Annotated in this window: 13 protein-coding genes and 1 pseudogene; 3 read left to right on the forward strand and 11 right to left on the reverse strand. The window is 68.1% G+C overall.

The annotated features are described in order from the left end of the window. Positions 1 to 89: 89 nt before the first annotated feature. Both ABWW33_RS27700 and ABWW33_RS27705 read right to left on the reverse strand, forming a co-directional pair. Positions 90 to 257: pseudogene (locus ABWW33_RS27700) on the reverse strand (chemotaxis protein CheB); the annotation flags it as partial. A gap of 59 nt (positions 258 to 316) precedes the next feature. Beyond that, positions 317 to 1,036, reverse strand: coding sequence for a hypothetical protein (locus tag ABWW33_RS27705; RefSeq protein WP_353404663.1), 720 nt, complete (start codon positions 1,034 to 1,036; stop codon positions 317 to 319). Positions 1,037 to 1,166: 130 nt separating this feature from the next. Here ABWW33_RS27705 and ABWW33_RS27710 point away from each other — a divergent pair, with 130 nt between their 5' ends. Continuing rightward, positions 1,167 to 1,718: a TetR/AcrR family transcriptional regulator gene (locus tag ABWW33_RS27710; RefSeq protein ID WP_353404665.1), complete on the forward strand. Its 552-nt coding sequence runs from the start codon at positions 1,167 to 1,169 to the stop codon at positions 1,716 to 1,718. A gap of 4 nt (positions 1,719 to 1,722) precedes the next feature. On the opposite strand, the gene ABWW33_RS27715 is transcribed toward ABWW33_RS27710, so the two are convergent. The 8 genes from ABWW33_RS27715 to ABWW33_RS27750 form a co-directional block, all read right to left on the reverse strand. Beyond that, complete coding sequence (locus tag ABWW33_RS27715; RefSeq protein WP_353404666.1) at positions 1,723 to 2,832, reverse strand: metallophosphoesterase family protein; 1,110 nt, start codon at positions 2,830 to 2,832, stop codon at positions 1,723 to 1,725. A gap of 9 nt (positions 2,833 to 2,841) precedes the next feature. Then, positions 2,842 to 5,049 carry a TonB-dependent receptor gene (locus ABWW33_RS27720; RefSeq protein ID WP_353404667.1) on the reverse strand — a complete coding sequence of 736 codons (2,208 nt, stop codon included), beginning with the start codon at positions 5,047 to 5,049 and terminating at the stop codon, positions 2,842 to 2,844. Positions 5,050 to 5,207: 158 nt separating this feature from the next. Further along, the gene (locus ABWW33_RS27725) at positions 5,208 to 6,524 is read right to left on the reverse strand and encodes an ATP-binding protein (protein ID WP_353404669.1); all 1,317 of its coding nucleotides are present in this window, start codon (positions 6,522 to 6,524) and stop codon (positions 5,208 to 5,210) included. Beyond that, positions 6,521 to 7,183 carry a response regulator gene (locus tag ABWW33_RS27730; RefSeq protein ID WP_176652111.1) on the reverse strand — a complete coding sequence of 221 codons (663 nt, stop codon included), beginning with the start codon at positions 7,181 to 7,183 and terminating at the stop codon, positions 6,521 to 6,523. The genes ABWW33_RS27725 and ABWW33_RS27730 overlap by 4 nt, the downstream gene beginning before the upstream one ends. Before the next feature lie 30 nt (positions 7,184 to 7,213). After that, entirely contained in the window at positions 7,214 to 7,987 is a 774-nt protein-coding gene (locus ABWW33_RS27735) for a COG4705 family protein (protein WP_353404670.1), read from the reverse strand. Between the two features lie 155 nt (positions 7,988 to 8,142). Then, on the reverse strand, positions 8,143 to 10,641 hold the full coding sequence (locus tag ABWW33_RS27740; RefSeq protein ID WP_353404671.1) for a PAS domain S-box protein: 2,499 nt from the start codon (positions 10,639 to 10,641) through the stop codon (positions 8,143 to 8,145). 245 nt (positions 10,642 to 10,886) lie between these two features. Continuing rightward, entirely contained in the window at positions 10,887 to 11,714 is an 828-nt protein-coding gene (locus ABWW33_RS27745) for a universal stress protein (RefSeq protein ID WP_353404672.1), read from the reverse strand. Positions 11,715 to 11,737: 23 nt separating this feature from the next. After that, positions 11,738 to 12,139, reverse strand: a complete 402-nt coding sequence (locus ABWW33_RS27750; RefSeq protein WP_176651539.1) for a bacteriohemerythrin — start codon at positions 12,137 to 12,139, stop codon at positions 11,738 to 11,740. A gap of 158 nt (positions 12,140 to 12,297) precedes the next feature. On the opposite strand from ABWW33_RS27750, the gene ABWW33_RS27755 reads away from it, so the two are divergent. Both ABWW33_RS27755 and ABWW33_RS27760 read left to right on the forward strand, forming a co-directional pair. Next, complete coding sequence (locus ABWW33_RS27755; RefSeq protein WP_353404673.1) at positions 12,298 to 13,701, forward strand: bifunctional enoyl-CoA hydratase/phosphate acetyltransferase; 1,404 nt, start codon at positions 12,298 to 12,300, stop codon at positions 13,699 to 13,701. Next, a complete protein-coding gene (locus ABWW33_RS27760; RefSeq protein WP_353404674.1) occupies positions 13,698 to 14,906 on the forward strand; it encodes an acetate/propionate family kinase in 1,209 nt (402 codons plus the stop codon). Before ABWW33_RS27755 ends, ABWW33_RS27760 begins: the two co-directional genes overlap by 4 nt. 25 nt (positions 14,907 to 14,931) lie before the next feature. Here ABWW33_RS27760 and ABWW33_RS27765 read toward each other — a convergent pair. Further along, on the reverse strand, positions 14,932 to 16,462 hold a 1,531-nt coding region (locus ABWW33_RS27765; RefSeq protein WP_353404676.1), incomplete at its 5' end, for a diguanylate cyclase domain-containing protein.

The following is a 16,462-nucleotide window of genomic DNA, read 5'->3' on the forward strand; positions in this document are numbered from 1 at the left end:
GCCCTTTTTTTCATCGCCGGGGAAGGGATCTGCTTATTTTTTCCTGGTGCGCGGCCTGGCGGCCGGCCCGGCATCTTGCTCCACAACACGCCGCCGCAGCCCGGGCAATTGAACGGCACCAGCGTTCCCAGCGCCTCCATGCCGGCCGTGCCGTCGTCCAGATAGCCGCTCAGCACGACCGCGATCACCCGGTTTCCATAAGCCACCGCGGCAGATCGGAACAGCGGATCGATGGCCGGCCTGGGCGGTCGTTTTTTTCTTGCCGGGCCCGGCTGCGGACGTGGATGTCATACAAGCTCGCTGAAGATGCGCAGCCCTACTCTACTCCACATTCAGCAGAGGCCGCAGACGGTTGCGCGCCCTGTCCATCGTAGAGCACGGCGGCTACCGCAAGGTTCCAGACGGCATGAAAGGCGAAGATGGCCATGAGGCTGGCCGGCGCCAGCCTCACATCGGCAAACAGGATGAACACCGCAGGCAGCAAGCCGGCGACGACGCCCACGGCGGCGCAGCCGAATGCCCAGCGCGAGACCTTCACGCCGGAACACAAGGCATACGACCAGGCCGGCAGCGCCGCGCACATGGCCAGCAAGCCGGCCTTGGTCAGCACCTGGATCACCACGCCCACGGCGCGGATAAGCACCCGCGCGCTGTCGGCATCGGCCTGCGGCGCCGTGACAAATTGCCGCGCCAGTTGCGGGATGGCGAAACCGTCGAGCAGCATCGCCGCCACCACGATACAGCAGCCCAGCCCGTACGCGCAGAGGGCGAACAACACCGGCGGCCGGCGGCTGCCCAGCAGCGCGCCGAACACGGCGAAGCCCGCGGTCAAGATGGCCAGCATCGCGATGAGCATGCCATGGACGAGGCCATCCATGCCCTGCAGGGCAACGATCTGGGCCAGGGTTTCCTGGACCGAATTCTGCTGGATGGCGACCGGATGGTGGGACAGCGCCACCAGCGCCAGCCCCGTGGTCGCGGCGATGGCCAGCGCGGCGCGGCGGCGCGGCAGGGAGAGCGGTGGATTTTTCTGCAAGTTCATGTGATTCCTTTACTTTTATCGTGGAGCCACATTAATATCAGCTGCGCCGCCGCATTTGGCCGCCACCTGCCCCCTTCCATCCGCTAGCGGACAAAACCACGCCTTTGTCCGGCAGAGAGACCATATGAACGCGCAAGACCTCGACCGCCGCCAGCAAAAAACCCGCTCCGCGCTGCGCGCCGCCTTTCTGAGCTTGTTGCTGGAACAAGGTTACGAGACGCTGAAAATCGGCCATGTCACGCAACGCGCGAACGTCGGCCGTTCGACTTTCTATGAGCACTACCGGACCAAGCACGACCTTCTGCTGGCGAGCATAAGGCAGCCGTTTTCCATCCTGGCCGACCTGGTCGAACCCGGCCCGGCCAGCGGACGGCTGCCCGCGCTGTTGCGGCACTTTCGGGAAAACCACGGCGTGGGCCGGGTGCTGTTGGGCTGGCCGGTCAGGCCCATGCTGAGCCAGACGCTGTCCGGCCTGATCGCGACGCGGCTGGCGCGCATGCCCTGCAGCGAGCCGTTGATCCCGATGGAGGTGGCGGCCCGGCAGATCGCCGACGCTCAGCTGGCGCTGCTGGAGAGTTGGGTGCTGGGCCGCCCCGCATGCGAGATCGACGGCGTCGCGCAGGCGCTGAAGCGCGGCAGCGACGCGCTGGTCGGCGTTTTCGCCGGCGGCCGCTGACGGTTCAAAAATCCAGCGACTTCAGGCGGGCGGTCTTGCCGTAGTGCTCGTCGAAGCCATAGACGTCGACATGCACCTTGCCGCTGGCGTGGATGCGCGCCACGGCCCAGGCGTACATCCGGTCCCGGGGAGCGCCGTCGCCCGGCTTGGCGCTGAACGGCGAACCGCCCGAGCCGACCATCACCTGCCATGCGCTGCCGCCGCCGGCCCTGGCCGGCTGCTGCGCGTTGAAGATGTGCTGGTGGCCGCAGAAATACGTCGCGCCGAACTGCTCCATCACATCCCAGAACGCCTTGGCGTTGTCGGGATAGATATCCATGCCGTCCGCCTTCACGCCGTCCTTGAAGAAGTAGGTGTAGGCCGGCTTGTGGCCGAAGGCGAAGAAGCGCCTGGCGCCGCGCGCCCTGGCCTGGCGGAAGTCCTCCGCCAGCCAGTTGGCCGGGCCGTGGCCGTCGTTGCCGACCGGGTCCGTGTTGATGACGGCGAAGTGGCTGCCGCCGGCGTCGAAGGAATAGCTGAGCTGCGACTGGCTGCTTTGGATCTGGTCCGGGCCGCCGACGGCGGGCGCGTTGGCCGGATCGAAGGCCGTGGCCTCGATGCCGGTGACTTCCTTCCAGCGCGCGGTATCGAGTATCAGGTCGCCCATGTTCTCGCGCCACAGCTGCTCGTTTTCGGGACGGGCGATCTTGACGGTCTTGCCGCCGCCATCCTTGCCCTTGTGCTGCATCTCGTGGTTGCCGCTGACCGGCACCACGTAGGTGCCGGCCTCCATCAGGCCGGCCACCATGCCGCGCCAGTAGGCGTACTGGCGGTACAAGGTCGGCTTGTCGTCGGTGTAACCCATGATCATGTCGCCGTTGAAGAACAGCGCCTTGGGCCTGGCGGCCTGGATCTCGCGCAGGATGCGCGCCAGGGCCCGGGTGTTCTGCAGGTAGGCCTGGTCCTGGCGGGTTGCCGCGCTGTCGGGATCGGCGCGCGAGTCGCCCACCGTGGCGAACGACATCACGACCGGATCGGCAGGCCTGGCCGCCTGCGCCAGGCCCAGCGCCAACAGCAGCGCGGCGCCTGCCGGCAGGCGGTACAGAGGGAGGTAGCGGGAGATACGGGGTCTCATGCCGGCGCCTTAGAAATCGGCGCTCAGCGACAGCGTCCAGCTGCGCTCCGGCACAAAGGTGTACTGGTCGAACGCCGCGCCCTTGCTGTTCGGCGAGATCGAGGTCGCATCCTGCTTGTCGAACAGGTTGTTGACGCCGACCTGCGCCTTGACCGCCTTGACCGGGCCGTTCAGGCGCCAGCGGTAGCCCAGCGTGAAGTCGGCCACCGTGTAGGCGCCGAGCTGGTAGGCGGCCGGCTCGCCGTCCTTGGCGTACTGGCTGCCGACGTTCTTGGCGATCAGCGAGCCATACAGGCCGTGATCCTTGTACAGCAGGCCGAGGGCGGAAGTCGACTTCGGCACCTTGGAAATCTGCAGGCCGGTGTCCTTGGCCTCGGCCTTGTTGAGCGAGCCGTTGGCGTGCAGCGAGTAGCCGTGGCCCAGGTACCAGGTGGCCGACGCTTCGATTCCCTTGTACACCACGCCGCCCTGGTTGTAATAGACCAGGTCATTGCCGGTGCCGGTGGAGGCGATCTTGTTGTTGAAGTCGATGTAGTAGATGTCGGCGTCCAGCGTCAGGTTCTGCGACTGGTGCACGGTGCCCAGCTGGTAGTTGGTCGAGGTCTGCGGCTTGGGCGTGCTCAGGTTCGGGTTATTCACATAGAACATCGACAGGTCCGGCACCAGGAAGCCGCGCGCGGTCTGGGCGTACGCGGACCAGTTGCCGTTGATGGCGTAGTTCGCGGTCAGGAAAGGCAGCGTGGTGTTGTAGGTCTGGTCGGCGTTGGTCGCGATGCGCGTGCCCTGGTTGACGGCGGCGTCCAGCGAGCGCTTGAAGTTGACGTACTTGACGCCGGGCGTGACGGTCCACGCGGGCGCCACCGCCCATTCAAACTCGACGAACGGCTGGTACTGCGTCCACGACGACTTCTGTTCGTACGAAACGTTCTTCGGCGCGCTCGCCTCCTTGGGGTTGGGCGCGTTCAGCGTCCAGTCCAGGTCATAGATATGGCGGTTGGTGTTGGAGGTTTCCAGCCACAGGCCGGCGCGCAGCAGGCCGGCCTGCAGGCGGTTGGTGAGCTTGACGATGTCGCCGTTGACGCGGTAGGAATTGAGCTTGTTGTAGCCGGGGACGTCCTTGTTGCCAGCGGCGGCGGCCTTGGTGCCGTTGGCCGTGGCGCCGCTGGCGTCCTGGCCGGAGAAGGTGTTGTTGTCGTAGGCGTAGGTGTAGAGCGTGTTGTCCAGCGCCCAGCCGCCGCCCAGCTTGGACTGCAGGCGGATGTATTCAAAGTCGGTACGCTTGTCGTTGTAGTTGTAGGCGTAGTAGTTCTGGCTGGCCGGATCGTTATTCAGCGAATAGTTCTTGCCGAACTGCGCCACCTGGCTGAGCGTCACGCCGGCCTTGTCCGGCACGTAGCTGTGGATCTTGTTATAGGTCGAGAACAGCGTCAGCGTGGTTTCCGGCGCCAGCGGCACCTGGAACTTGAACTGGTAATTGTCCTCCGTGACGCCGCTGTAGGTCTGGTAGCCGTCGCTGGTCAGGCGCGACGCGTTGAACATCATGCGCGCATCGTGGAAGCCGGCCAGCGCGCCGCTGTCGACTTCCGCGCCCAGGATCCTGGTGTTCCAGGAACCGTAGGTGGCGTAAGGGCTGAAGCGGAAGTCCTGCGCCAGCTCCTTGGAGTACAGGTTGATCGAGCCGCCGAAGGTGGCCTGCCCCAGGTTGCTGGCGTTGCCCGGGCCGCGCTCGATCACCATGCCGCCGATGATGCGGGCCGGGAAGTAGGACGTCGAGTGGTGGGTGGGGTTGTTGGTGTCGCCGAACGGAATGCCGTCGTAGGTGATGTTGTATTCGCCGTCCTGGAAGCCGCGCAGCGTGACCTTCGATTCGCCCAGGCCCGGGCCGTTGGCGGAAATCCCGGAACCGATGCTCGGCGCGATGCGCGCGACCGCGTTGAAGTCGGCCAGCGGCGTCACCGCCTGCTCGATGAAGGTCGCGGTGATGACCGACTGCGGTTGCGTGGCCTGCAGCGAGGCCTGCACCGGCGCGCGGTTGGCGATATTCGAACCGGTAACCACCACGCGGCTTTTGATCGCCTCCGCGTCCAGCGCGGTATTCGATTCGGGCACGATATCGGTGGAGTTTTGCGCGTCGGCGTCGCCGGACATCAAGGCCAGCGCCATCAACACGTGCGCGGACATCGCGGAGAGGACCAGCTGCTGCTTGTTGTTCTTCATGTGACTTTCCAGTTTTGGTGGGGTAAAAACCGGCAAGTCTAAAAAGTGAATATGACAAGCTGATGAATCGTTTAAACAATATACACCTTGATACAACAGGCTTCCCTCGATTTTCAGCAATCAAAAACGCGGTGGCGGCCAGCCTAGCAGAGCGATTGTTAACGCTGAATTAAAGCCTGTCGCGGGAACAGCACCGTCACGCTGAGGCCGCGTCCGGCCGAACTGTCGGCCAGCCGGATCTCGGCCTTGTGGTGGTCGGCGATGTTGCGCACGATGGACAGGCCAAGGCCGCAGCCCCAGGCGTCCTGGCCGTCCGGGCGGAAGAAGCGGTCGAACAGCCGCGCGCGATATTGCTCCGGCACGCCGGGACCGTTGTCGCGCACCCGCAGCAGCGGCAAGCCGTCTTCATGCACCGCCTGCAGGTCCACCCGGCCGCCCTGCTGGGTATAGCGCAGCGCGTTGTCGACCAGGTTATTCAGCAGCACCCGCAGGCCGTCGGCATCGGCCTCGATCAGCACCTGCGCCGGCGTCTCCACGCCCAGGTCGATGCCGCGGCTGTCGGCCAGCGCGGAATGATCGGCCACCGCCGCTTCCAGCAATCGTCCCAGGTCGACCGGCAGCAATTGGGTCGCCGCCAGCGCCGTCTCGTGGCGGGCAAGGCTCAGCAGCTGGCGCACCAGATGGGTGCCGCGGTCCAGCCGCTCGTGCAGCCTGGCCAGCGCCGCGTCGCGCGCCTCGTCGCTGTCGGCACGCTCCGCCAGTTGCAGCTGCAGCTTGAGCGCCGTCAGCGGCGAACGCAGTTCGTGCGCCGCATCGGCGACAAAGGTGCGCTGCGCCGTCAGCGCCTGGTCGAACTTGTGCATCAAGCCATTCAGCGCCAGCACCACCGGACGCAGCTCGGGCGGCATGTCGTCCACCATCAGCGGCGTCAGCGTGGCCGGGGAACGCACCGCCACCGCGTGCGCCAGCCGGTGCATGGGCTTCAGCGCCCGCCCCACCACCGCCACGATCAGCAGCGCGAGGACCAGCGCAAACGCCAGCAGCGGCGCGCCGGCGCGCAAGGCCATGTGCGCCGCCAGCCGGTCGCGCGCCGCCATCGGCTGCGCCACCTGCACGTAGCGGTCGTGCCGGCTGTCGCCGTACAGGCGCCAGCGCTGGCCATCCACCGTGGCAGCCGAAAAGCCCTGGATCGCATAGCGCGGCAGCTGCCGCATGCCCGGCGATACGTGCAGCAGCCTGCCGTCCCGGTCCCAGCCTTGCAGCACAAACTCTTCTTCAGGATCTTCCGGCGCCGGCAGGCCGGTATCCGGCGCGAACTCGTGCGGCAGGGCGGTAGCCAGCTGGCGCAGCTGCAGGTCGGCCAGCTCGTTGGTTTCCTGCAGCAGCGAGCGGTACAGCGACGCGCCGGCGCCCGCCACGCACAGCAGCGTGGCGCCCAGCAGGCCTATCAGCAACTGGCGGCGGATGGTCGTCACGGCGTCGCCGGGATCTTGTAGCCGACGCCGCGGACGTTCTTGATGAAGTCCGCGCCGAACTTCTTGCGCAGGTGATGGACGTAGACATCGACGGTGTTGCTTTCCACCTCGGCGTTCCAGCCGTACAGCTTGTCCTCCAGCTGGGCCTTGGAGACCACGCTGCCGGGATTGTCCAGCAAGGCGCGCAGCACGGAAAACTCGCGCGCCGACAGCTTGACCTGCTGGCCTTCGAAGGTCGCCTCATGGCTGGCCAGGTTCAGCGTCAGCGCGCCGTGCTCGACGACGGAACGGGTGCGGCTGACGCGCCGGCGCAGCAGCGCGCGGACGCGCGCCAGCAGCTCGTCCAGGTCGAAGGGCTTGACCAGGTAGTCGTCGGCGCCGGCGTCCAGTCCCTCGACGCGGGCCGGCGTGCCGTCGCGCGCGGTGATGATCAGCACCGGCAAGTCGGCGCCGCGCGCACGGGCGGCGCGCAGCACGTCCATGCCCCGCTTGCCCGGCAAGCCCAGGTCGAGCAGCATCAGGTCGTAGGCCATGCCGGCCAGCGCCAGCTCGGCATCGCGGCCGTCGCGCACCCAGTCCACGGCGTAGCTTTCGCCGCGCAGGCCGTCCTCGATGCTCTCACCGATCATCGGATCGTCTTCCACCAGCAGCAAACGCACCACGCCACTCCCATGCCATCGAAAATACCGTCATCTTACCTTGTGCGATGCGGCGGATCGATTTCCTGAAGTGGCCACCAGCGTTGCGATGATCGCCAGGAACGCCATGCTGGTGTTCACCGTGCCCCAGCCCGCGCCGCCGTAATCGGGCGACTGCGACAGCAAGTCGCCCAGCGATGCCCCGAGCGGACGGGTGAGGATATACGCCAGCCAGAACGTCAGCAATGGATGGATGCCCTGCTTGCCCGCCCCAAAAATGACCAGGATCAGCGCGCCGAAGGTCACCACGCCCAGGCGGAAGTCCAGGCCCAGCGCCTGGGTCGCCAGATTGCCGGCGGCCGTGCCGAGCGCAAAGGTCAACAGGATCGCGGCCCAGTAAAACAATTCCCGGCGCCGCGTGACGATGGTCTGGATCGCCAGCGTGTGCTCGCTGCCATGCCACAGGTTGAACACGACGCCGAGCATGATGCTGAAGCCCGCCGTGCTGGCGTACAGGCTGACGCCGAGGCCATCGGTGAGCGCATCGGTGATCTGCGTGCCGACCACGCTGAGCAGGACCACGGTCAGCCAGTACGCCCACGGCACGTAGCGCGGCTGGCGCAATTGATACAGCAATGCCGCCGCCAGCAGCGCAATCATCAGCGCGGCGGCAGGCGCCGTGCCCAGCCCCGCGGGCACGGCCAGATAGTCGGCGCCGGTCTCGCCCACCGTGGTCGACAGGATCTGGATCAGCCAGAAAACCAGGCTTACGCGCGGCACCTTGTTGAGCAGTTGCCGGCTGGGGCTGTCAGGAACGGGATGCATGCGGTGGCTCCGGGGTCGGTGCAAAGGCGCCATTACACCGCAGCGACAGTTAAAGCTGAGTTAACAACGAGACAACGTTAAAAATACAACGCTATCGGCCGCACTACATTGCATGCAGCGCCACCTGCCGGCGCCGCTGCGCGCCTTCGTCGACTTCATCCTGGCTGGACAACGCTCAGCCGGGCGGCGTGTTGCAGCGCCACGTCCAGCGCATCCATGAACTCGCGCACCATGATGGGCTTGGTCAGGTAATTGAAGAAGCCGGCGTCGATGCCTTTTTCTATGTCGCGCGGCATGGCGTTGGCTGACAAGGCGATCACCGGGATGTGCGAGGTGGCCGGATCGTCGCGCAGCATTTGCAGCGCGCCGTAGCCGCTCAGGCCCGGCAGGTTGATATCCATCAGGATCACGTCCGGCCGGTTTTGCTTGGCCAGCAAGATGCCGAGATGTCCCGTCACCGCGGTCAGCAGCAGCAGATCGTCGCGCCGCGCGATCAACTGCTCCACCAGCGCCAGGTTGGCCGGGTTGTCCTCCACGTACAGCAGCGTGCGGGGGCGGTCGCTTTCCCCCTCGGTGGCCAGGCCGTCGCCGTGGGCCGGCGCGACGCCCGGGATTTCCGCTTCCAGTCCGGGCAGCTCCGACGCCAGCAGTTCGAACCAGAATTCGCTGCCCACGCCGACGGTGCTGTCGACGCCGATGGTGCCGCCCATCAGCTCGATCAGCTTCTTGGTCACCACCAGGCCTATGCCGGTGCCCTCCTCGGCGCCGGCTTCCTGGCCAAGCCGGTTAAACGGCTGGAACAGGTGCGCCAGCTTGTCCGGCTGCAGGCCGGCGCCGGTATCCGTCACGCTGACGCGGATGTGGCCGTCGGCGTCGTGCTCGCAGCCCACGGTCACGGTGCCGCCGGCGCGGTTGTATTTGATGGCGTTCGACAGCAGGTTGACGATCACCTGCTTGACCCGGGTCCGGTCCGCGTGCACGAAGAACAGGCTCTCGAAGCTCGGGAAGCGCAGCTCGATGCCACGCTGCTCGGCCTGCGGCGCCATCATGGCCTTGCAGTCGAGCAGCACCTCGGTCAGCGACATCGCCTCCTTGGACAGGCCGACCTTGCCCGATTCGATCATCGCCAGGTCGAGGATTTCGTTAATCAGGCGCAGCAAATACCAGCCGGCCTGCAATATCTGGTCGATCGAGATTTTCTGCTCGATGGACGGCGGCGGCGTATCGGAGGCCATCAGCTGCGCAAAGCCGAGCACGGCGTTGAGCGGCGTGCGCAACTCATGGCTCATGCTCGACAGGAACTCGGACTTGGCCAGGTTGGCTTTTTCCGCCGCCGCCTTCGCGCTTGCCAGTTCGACATTGTTTTCCTGCAGCTTGTGCTCGAAATGCTTGCGGTCGGTGACGTCGCGCGCCGCCGCGAACACGCCCTGCAGCTTGCGGTCGCGGTCGTGGAAGGTGGAGGCGTTGAACGACACCACCGTTTCCAGGCCTTCGCGCGACAGCGCGGTCAGCTCGTAATTGGTCAGCTTGCCCTCGCGCAGCACGCGCGAGATGCCCGCCTGGGCCAGTGCCGGATCGGTGAAGTAGTTCTTGAACGGCGCGCCGATCAGTTCATCGCGGGTGCAGCCGGTCAGCGACTCCATCTGCTGGTTGACGTCGGTGATGATGCCGCGCGGGTCGGTCGCCATCAGCGCGTCGATGTTCGACTCGATCAGCGAGCGGGTGTAGAACTGCTGGTCGCGCAGCCGCTGGTCGAGCAGCGCCTGCTCGGCTTCGACCTGCTTGCGCACGGTGTTGTCGGTGCCGATCAGCAGGTAGCCGATAATGTCGCCCTGGTCGTCGCGCAGCGCCGTCACCGACACCATGGCCGGGAAGCGGCTGCCATCCTGGCGGATATAGGTCAGCTCGTAGATATCCTCGATGCCGCGCGATGCCTTGAACACCAGCGCCTCGAAGCCCGGCGTGATCGGCGTGCCCAGCTCGATGCTCAGCGTATGGGCGCGCGCGATCACCTCCAGCGGATCGGAAATATCGGCCGGGGTGATCTTGTTCATCACGTCGGCGGCCTTGTAGCCCAGCATGCGCTCGGCGCCGACGTTGAAAATCTGGATCACGCCCTGCGCATCGGTGGCGATGCTGGAGAAGTTGGCGCTGTTGAAGATCGCGTTTTGCAGCGCGCCGGCCTTCTGCAACGCCTCCTCGGCGCGCTTGCGCGCGGTGTTGTCGGTGCCGATCAGCAGATAGCCGATGATGGTTTCCTGGTCGTCGCGCAGCGCCGTCACCGACACCATGGCCGGGAAGCGGCTGCCGTCCTGGCGGATATAGGTCAGTTCGTAGATATCCTCGATGCCGCGCGAGGCCTTGAACACCAGCGCCTCGAAGCCCGGCGTGATCCGCGTGCCCAGTTCCAGGCTGAGCGCGGCGGCGCGCGCGATCAGCTCGCGCGGATCGGAAATGTCGGCCGGGGTGATCTTGTCCATCACGTCGGCGGCCTTGTAGCCCAGCATGCGCTCGGCGCCGACATTGAAAATCTGGATCACGCCCTGGGCGTCGGTGGCGATGCTGGAGAAATTGGCGCTGTTGAAAATGGCGTCCTGCAGCGCCCCCGCCTTCAATAGCAGTTGCCCATCGTACAGCGAGCGGTCGACGATCAAGATATTTCTCCCCGGTGTCACATAATGGAATTGGCACGAGCATCCGTTGCGCATGGCGGCGCGGGGCGGAGGTCGTGAAAGAAGTGCGTTATGAGCAACAACTAGGCGGTGGAGGCCGAGGCAACCCGCAGTGCGCATGCGGGCTGAATGATGGGACGTCGCGAAGTATGGAGATAAAACCTGTAACTTGTGCCCACAATAGCACAGTGTGGGCTCCGAGTCGTGAAGTGGTTTGCCGCCGACAGTCAGCGCGTCATCAGCACCGGCAGCGTCATGCGGTTCAGTATGCTGCGCGTGGCGCCGCCCAGCAGCAGTTCGCGGAAGCGCGTGTGCCCGTAGCAGCCCATCACCAGCAGGTCGGCATCGACCTCGGCCGCCAGCGACAGCAGGCCCTCGCCGACGTCGTCGGCCTGGCGCACCACCACGTCGAGCTTGACGCCGTGACGCGCCAGATAAGCGGCCAGGTCGGCCCCGGGCTGCTGGCCGTGCGCGCCGTACACCTGTTGCGGATTGAACACCGCCAGCGTCACCAGCGCCGCCTTCCGCAGCAGCGGCAGCGCGGCGGCGATGGCGCGGCTGGCCGCCATGCCGCCGTCCCAGGCCAGCAGCGGCCGCTCGCCGAGGCGCTCGAAGCTGCCCTCGCGGGGGATCACCAGCACCGGCCGCGGGCAATGCAGGATCAGCTCCTGCGGCAAGGTATCGTCCGCAGGGTAGCCGTGGCCGGCCTGGCCGACGACGACCAGATCGCAATAGCGCGACTGCAGCACCAGGCTGTCGATCATGCTGTCGTCGCTCAGGCGCACTTCAGACGACGCCACGCCCAGCCCGCTGGCCGTGGCGGTGAACTGGTCCAGCGCCTGCCGGGCCGGCTCGATCAGCCCGCTCAAGTCTTGCGGCAGCAGCGGGATGCCGGCCGCCGCCGCATTGCACTCATACATCAGCGGGTTGATGCCCGTGCTGGCCAGGCCGACCAGATGGGCCTGTTCGGCGATGGCGATGCGGCTGGCGCAAGCGGCTATGTGGCCGGCGCGCGCCGACGCTCCGGCGTGCACCAATATCGTCTTGTATGACATATTTGCTCCTCGGTGTGTGATCGCTACGACGCGGCGCCCGCCGGCGCGGCCTGCCCCATCGCCTGCAGCGCGATGGCCAGCGCGGTATCGGCGGTGGCCAGGTGCAGTTCGAACCACGGCAGGATCAGGCCGGCGGCCTTGCGTCCGGCGGCGATGTCGCCCGGCTCCAGCCCGTGCAGCGTGGCCAGCACCCGGGCGTGCTGTTCGCGGTGCGAGCAGATCGCCGGATAATCGATCGCCTCCATCAGCGACTCCTCCAGCCGGAAATCCTCCTCCAGCGCGTCGGTCAGCCGCGCCATGCCGGCCTCGAATTGCTCGTCCGGCCCGTCCAGCAGCTGCTTGACCTGCTCGGCCAGGGCCTGGTGCGCCTCGTCGAACAGCGGGATCCCCAGCGCCATGTCGGCGCTCCAGCCTGTCGTTTCCATGATGTCCTCCACAATCGCGATCCTTGGTGGTCGATGCAACGATTATGGTTGGCCGGGGTTCCGGCTGTATTTGATCCAGATCAAATACTTCGGCTATCCCGCTCACTACACTGCCTCGCAAGCCTTCCGTTCCGGCAGCGCACCTTTGCGGGCATCCCATGAATGAATCCGACGACACCATACAAAACATCACCTACGACGAGTTAAGCGTCGGCCAGAACGCCCGCCTGAGCCGCCGCCTGACCAAGGAAGACATCCTCGCCTTCGCCGCGGTCTCGGGCGACGTCAACCCCGCCCACGTCGATCCGGAATACGCCGATCACACGCTGTTCCATGGCGTCATCGCGCACGGCATGTGGGGCGCGGCGCTGATCTCGCGCCTGCTGGGCACGGCCCTGCCCGGCCCCGGCACGATCTACCTGGCGCAGACGCTGCAGTTCCTGAAGCCGGTGCGCATCGGCGACGAGCTGCGCATCACCGCCACGGTGACGGCCAAGGATGACGTCAACAAGCATGTGCTGCTCGATTGCGAAATCAAGAACCAGACCGGCGCGGTGGTGCTGACCGGCGTGGCCACCGTCATCGCCCCCGGCGAGAAGGTGCGCCGGCCGCGCGCCCAGCTGCCCCAGCTGAACCTGTCGCAGGCGCACACCCACTACGCCGGCCTGCTGGCCAGGGCCGCCCCGCTGGCGCCGCTGCGCTGCGCCGTGGTCCACCCGTGCGACGGCCCATCGCTGTGCGGCGCGCTGGACGCGGCGCAGCACGGCCTGATCGTGCCGCTGCTGATCGGGCCGCGGGAGCGGCTGCGCTCAGTGGCCGAGGCCGCCGGCCGTTCGCTGGAAGGCGTCACGCTGGTCGACGTTCCGCACAGCCACGCGGCCGCCGCGCGCGGGGCCGCGATGGCCGCCGCCGGCGAGGTCGACATGATGATGAAGGGCAGCCTGCATACCGACGAGCTGATCGCCGCCGTGCTGGCCGAGCCGGCGCTGCGCACCGCGCGCCGGCTGACCCATGTGTTCCATACCGAGGTGCCGCTGTACGACAAGGTGCTGCTCATTTCCGACGGCGCGCTGAACATCCAGCCTACGCTGCTCGACAAGGTCGACATCGTGCAGAACGCCGTCGACCTGGCGCACGTGCTGGGCATCGCCGAGCCGCGGGTCGCCATCCTGTCGGCGGTCGAGACGGTGACGCCGAAGATGCCGTCGACATTGGACGCGGCCGCCCTGTGCAAGATGGCCGAGCGCGGCCAGATCCACGGCGCGCTGCTCGACGGCCCGCTGGCCTTCGACAACGCCATCTCGCCGGCGGCCGCGCGCGCCAAGGGCATCGTCTCGACGGTGGCCGGCCACGCCGACATCCTGATCGCGCCCGACCTGGAGGCCGGCAACCTGCTGGCCAAGCAGCTCGAATACCTGGCCGGCGCCGCCGTCTGCGGCGTGGTGCTGGGGGCGCGCGTGCCGATCGCCCTGACCAGCCGCGCCGACGGCGCCGCCGCCCGCACCGCCTCGGCCGCGCTGGCGCTGCTGCTGGCGCACAGTTACCGGCAGCAGCGGCCATGAGCGACTACCGCCGCGTGGTGCTGGCGGTCAACGCCGGCTCCTCTTCGCTCAAGTTCGCGCTCTACCCTTGCCGTGGCGGGCACACCCAGGCGGCCATCCTGAGCGGCGTGGCGGAAGGCCTGGAGCCCGGCGGCCAGCCGCAGGTCAGCCTGCACGCGCCGGCCTCGGACGCGCAGCCGGCGCCGCTGGCGTCCGGCGACGGCGACCCGTTCGAACGGGCGCTGCGGCGGCTGCGCACGCTGCTCGACGAGCACGCCGGGCCGGCGCGGCTGGCGGCGGTGGCGCACCGCATCGTGCACGGCGGCGAGCGCCACGCCGCCTCGATCCGCCTCGACGACGACGCGCTGGCCTACCTCGACACGCTGGCGCCGCTGGCGCCGCTGCACCAGCCGCACAACCTGGCGGCGGTGCGGGCCTGCCGCCGCGCCTATCCCGACGTGCCGCAGATCGGCTGCTTCGACACCGGCTTCCACGCCAGCCTGCCGGCCGAGGAACAGCTGTTCGCGCTGCCGCAGGCGTTGCGCGCCGAGGGCATCCGCCGCTACGGCTTTCACGGCCTGTCCTACCGCTACCTGGCCGCCCGCCTGGCGACGCTGACGCGGCGCGCCGGCGGACGCGTGCTGATGGCGCACCTGGGCAACGGCGCCAGCGTGTGCGCGATGCGCGCCGGCCGCAGCATCGCCACCAGCATGGGCTTTTCCGCGCTGGACGGCCTGATGATGGGCACCCGCAGCGGCGCCGTCGATCCCGGCGTGCTGCTGTACCTGCTGCGCCAGGGCTGGACGCCGCAACGCATCGAGAACCTGCTGTACCGCGAGTCCGGTCTGCTGGGCGTGTCCGGCCTGTCGGCCGACATGCGCACGCTGCGCGCCAGCGGCACGGCGGCCGCGCGCCAGGCCATCGCGCTGTTCGAACACCGGCTGGTGCAGGCCTGCGGCGCGCTGACGGCGTCGCTGGAAGGCCTCGACCTGCTGGCCTTCACCGGCGGCATCGGCGAGCACGACGCCGCCCTGCGCCGGGACGCCTGCGCCCGTTTGCGCCACCTGGGCGTGGTGCTCGATCCGGCCCGCAACCTGGCGGCCGACGGCCGCGCCGCCCTGCCCATCCATGCGGCCGGCAGCGCGGTCGAGGTGTGGGTGGTGCCCACCGACGAAGGCCGCGTCGCCGCGGCCGACGCGGCCGCGCTGGTGGACGGCGGCCGTTGACGCGCGCACGGCGCACGCCGGCGGCCTAGCCGACGCCGGCCTCGCGGTAGCAGTCGCGGCCGGCGTGCTTGGCCGCATACATGGCGTCGTCGCTAAGCCCCAGCAATTGCTCGGGGGTGGCGCCGTCGCGCGGGAAGAAGGCCAGTCCGATGCTGGCCGACACTCCCACGTGACGGCCGCTGGCCAGCCGGATCGGCGCGCGCACCGAATCCAGCGCGCGCTCGACCACGGCCACCGCCTCGTGCTCGGCGCCCAGCTCGGCCAGCACCAGCACGAACTCGTCGCCACCCAGCCGCGCCACCGTGTCGTTGGCGCGCACCGCCTGCAGCAGCCGGGCCGCCACCGCGACCAGCACGGCGTCGCCGGCCTCATGGCCGCAACTGTCGTTGACGGCCTTGAAACCGTCGAGGTCGATCGAGCAGACCGCCAGCAGATGACCGCTGCGCGCGGCGACGGCCAGCCCCTGGGTCAGGCGGTCGCGCAGCAGGCGCCGGTTCGGCAAATGGGTCAGCGGATCCAGGTAGGCCAGCTGCTCGACCTGGTCCTGGCGCAGCCGCTGCTCGGTGATGTCGCTGAAGAAGGCGATGTAGTGGAGCAGCGTGCCGTCCGCGCCGGTCACCGCGCTGAGCGACAACTGCGCGGCGAACAGGCTGCCGTCGCGGCGCCGGTCCCAGATCTGGCCGTGCCAGTGGCCGCGCGCGTCCAGGCTGCGCCAGATGCCCTGGTAGAACGCGGCATCGTGCTTGCCGGACTTGAGCAGCCGCGGATTCTGGCCGATCAGCTGCTCCCGCGTATAGCCGCTCATGGTCTCGAACGCCCGGTTGACCTCGATGATGGCGTGGTCGGGGCCGACGATGAGGATGCCGTCGGCGATGGCGCCGAACACGCTGGCCGCCAGCGCCACCCTAGCGTCGGCCCTTTCGCGCGCCTGCTGCAGCCGGTTGAACTGGCGCGCCAGCAGCCGGATCTCCGCCGGTCCCTCCGGCGTGGCGCGGGCGCCCGGCGCGCCCGCCGCCGCCAGCGCGGTGGCCCGGCGCAGGCTGCGCAGCGACGCCAGCGCGCGATGCAGCAGCGCCCACGCCAGCAGGCAGGCCAGCAACATGGCGGCGGCGATCTGGCCGCCGATCAGGCGCAGGCGCTCGCCCACTTTCTGGCGCAGCAGATCGCGTGGAATGAACACGGCCACCGTGCAGCCGCTGACGGCCGAACGGCTGTAGCCGACGAACGACGGCGTTCCCTCCAGCGTCGCGCTGACGAACATGCCTTCGGCGCTGGTCTGCATGGCGGTGAGCAGGTCGGCGATGGCGGGGTGGCCGACATAGCGCGCGGCGGCCGTCGAGCGTCCCACCAGCACGCCGCCGGGCGCGATCCAGGCGCCGATCCAGCCGTCGGCCAGCTGGTCGCGCACGGCGGCGGCAAACAGCGGCGCCGCCGCCTCCTGGTACACCAGCACGCCGGCCGGACCGCCGCCGGTCGTCGTCAGCGCCACCGCGACCGCCACCTGCGGCACGGCCGCCGGCACGCAGGCGCTGGCCGGCGCGGCGCCGGGGCCCAGC

The sequence above is a fragment of the Duganella hordei genome (genome assembly GCF_040369125.1).
GTDB lineage: Bacteria > Pseudomonadota > Gammaproteobacteria > Burkholderiales > Burkholderiaceae_D > Rugamonas > Rugamonas hordei.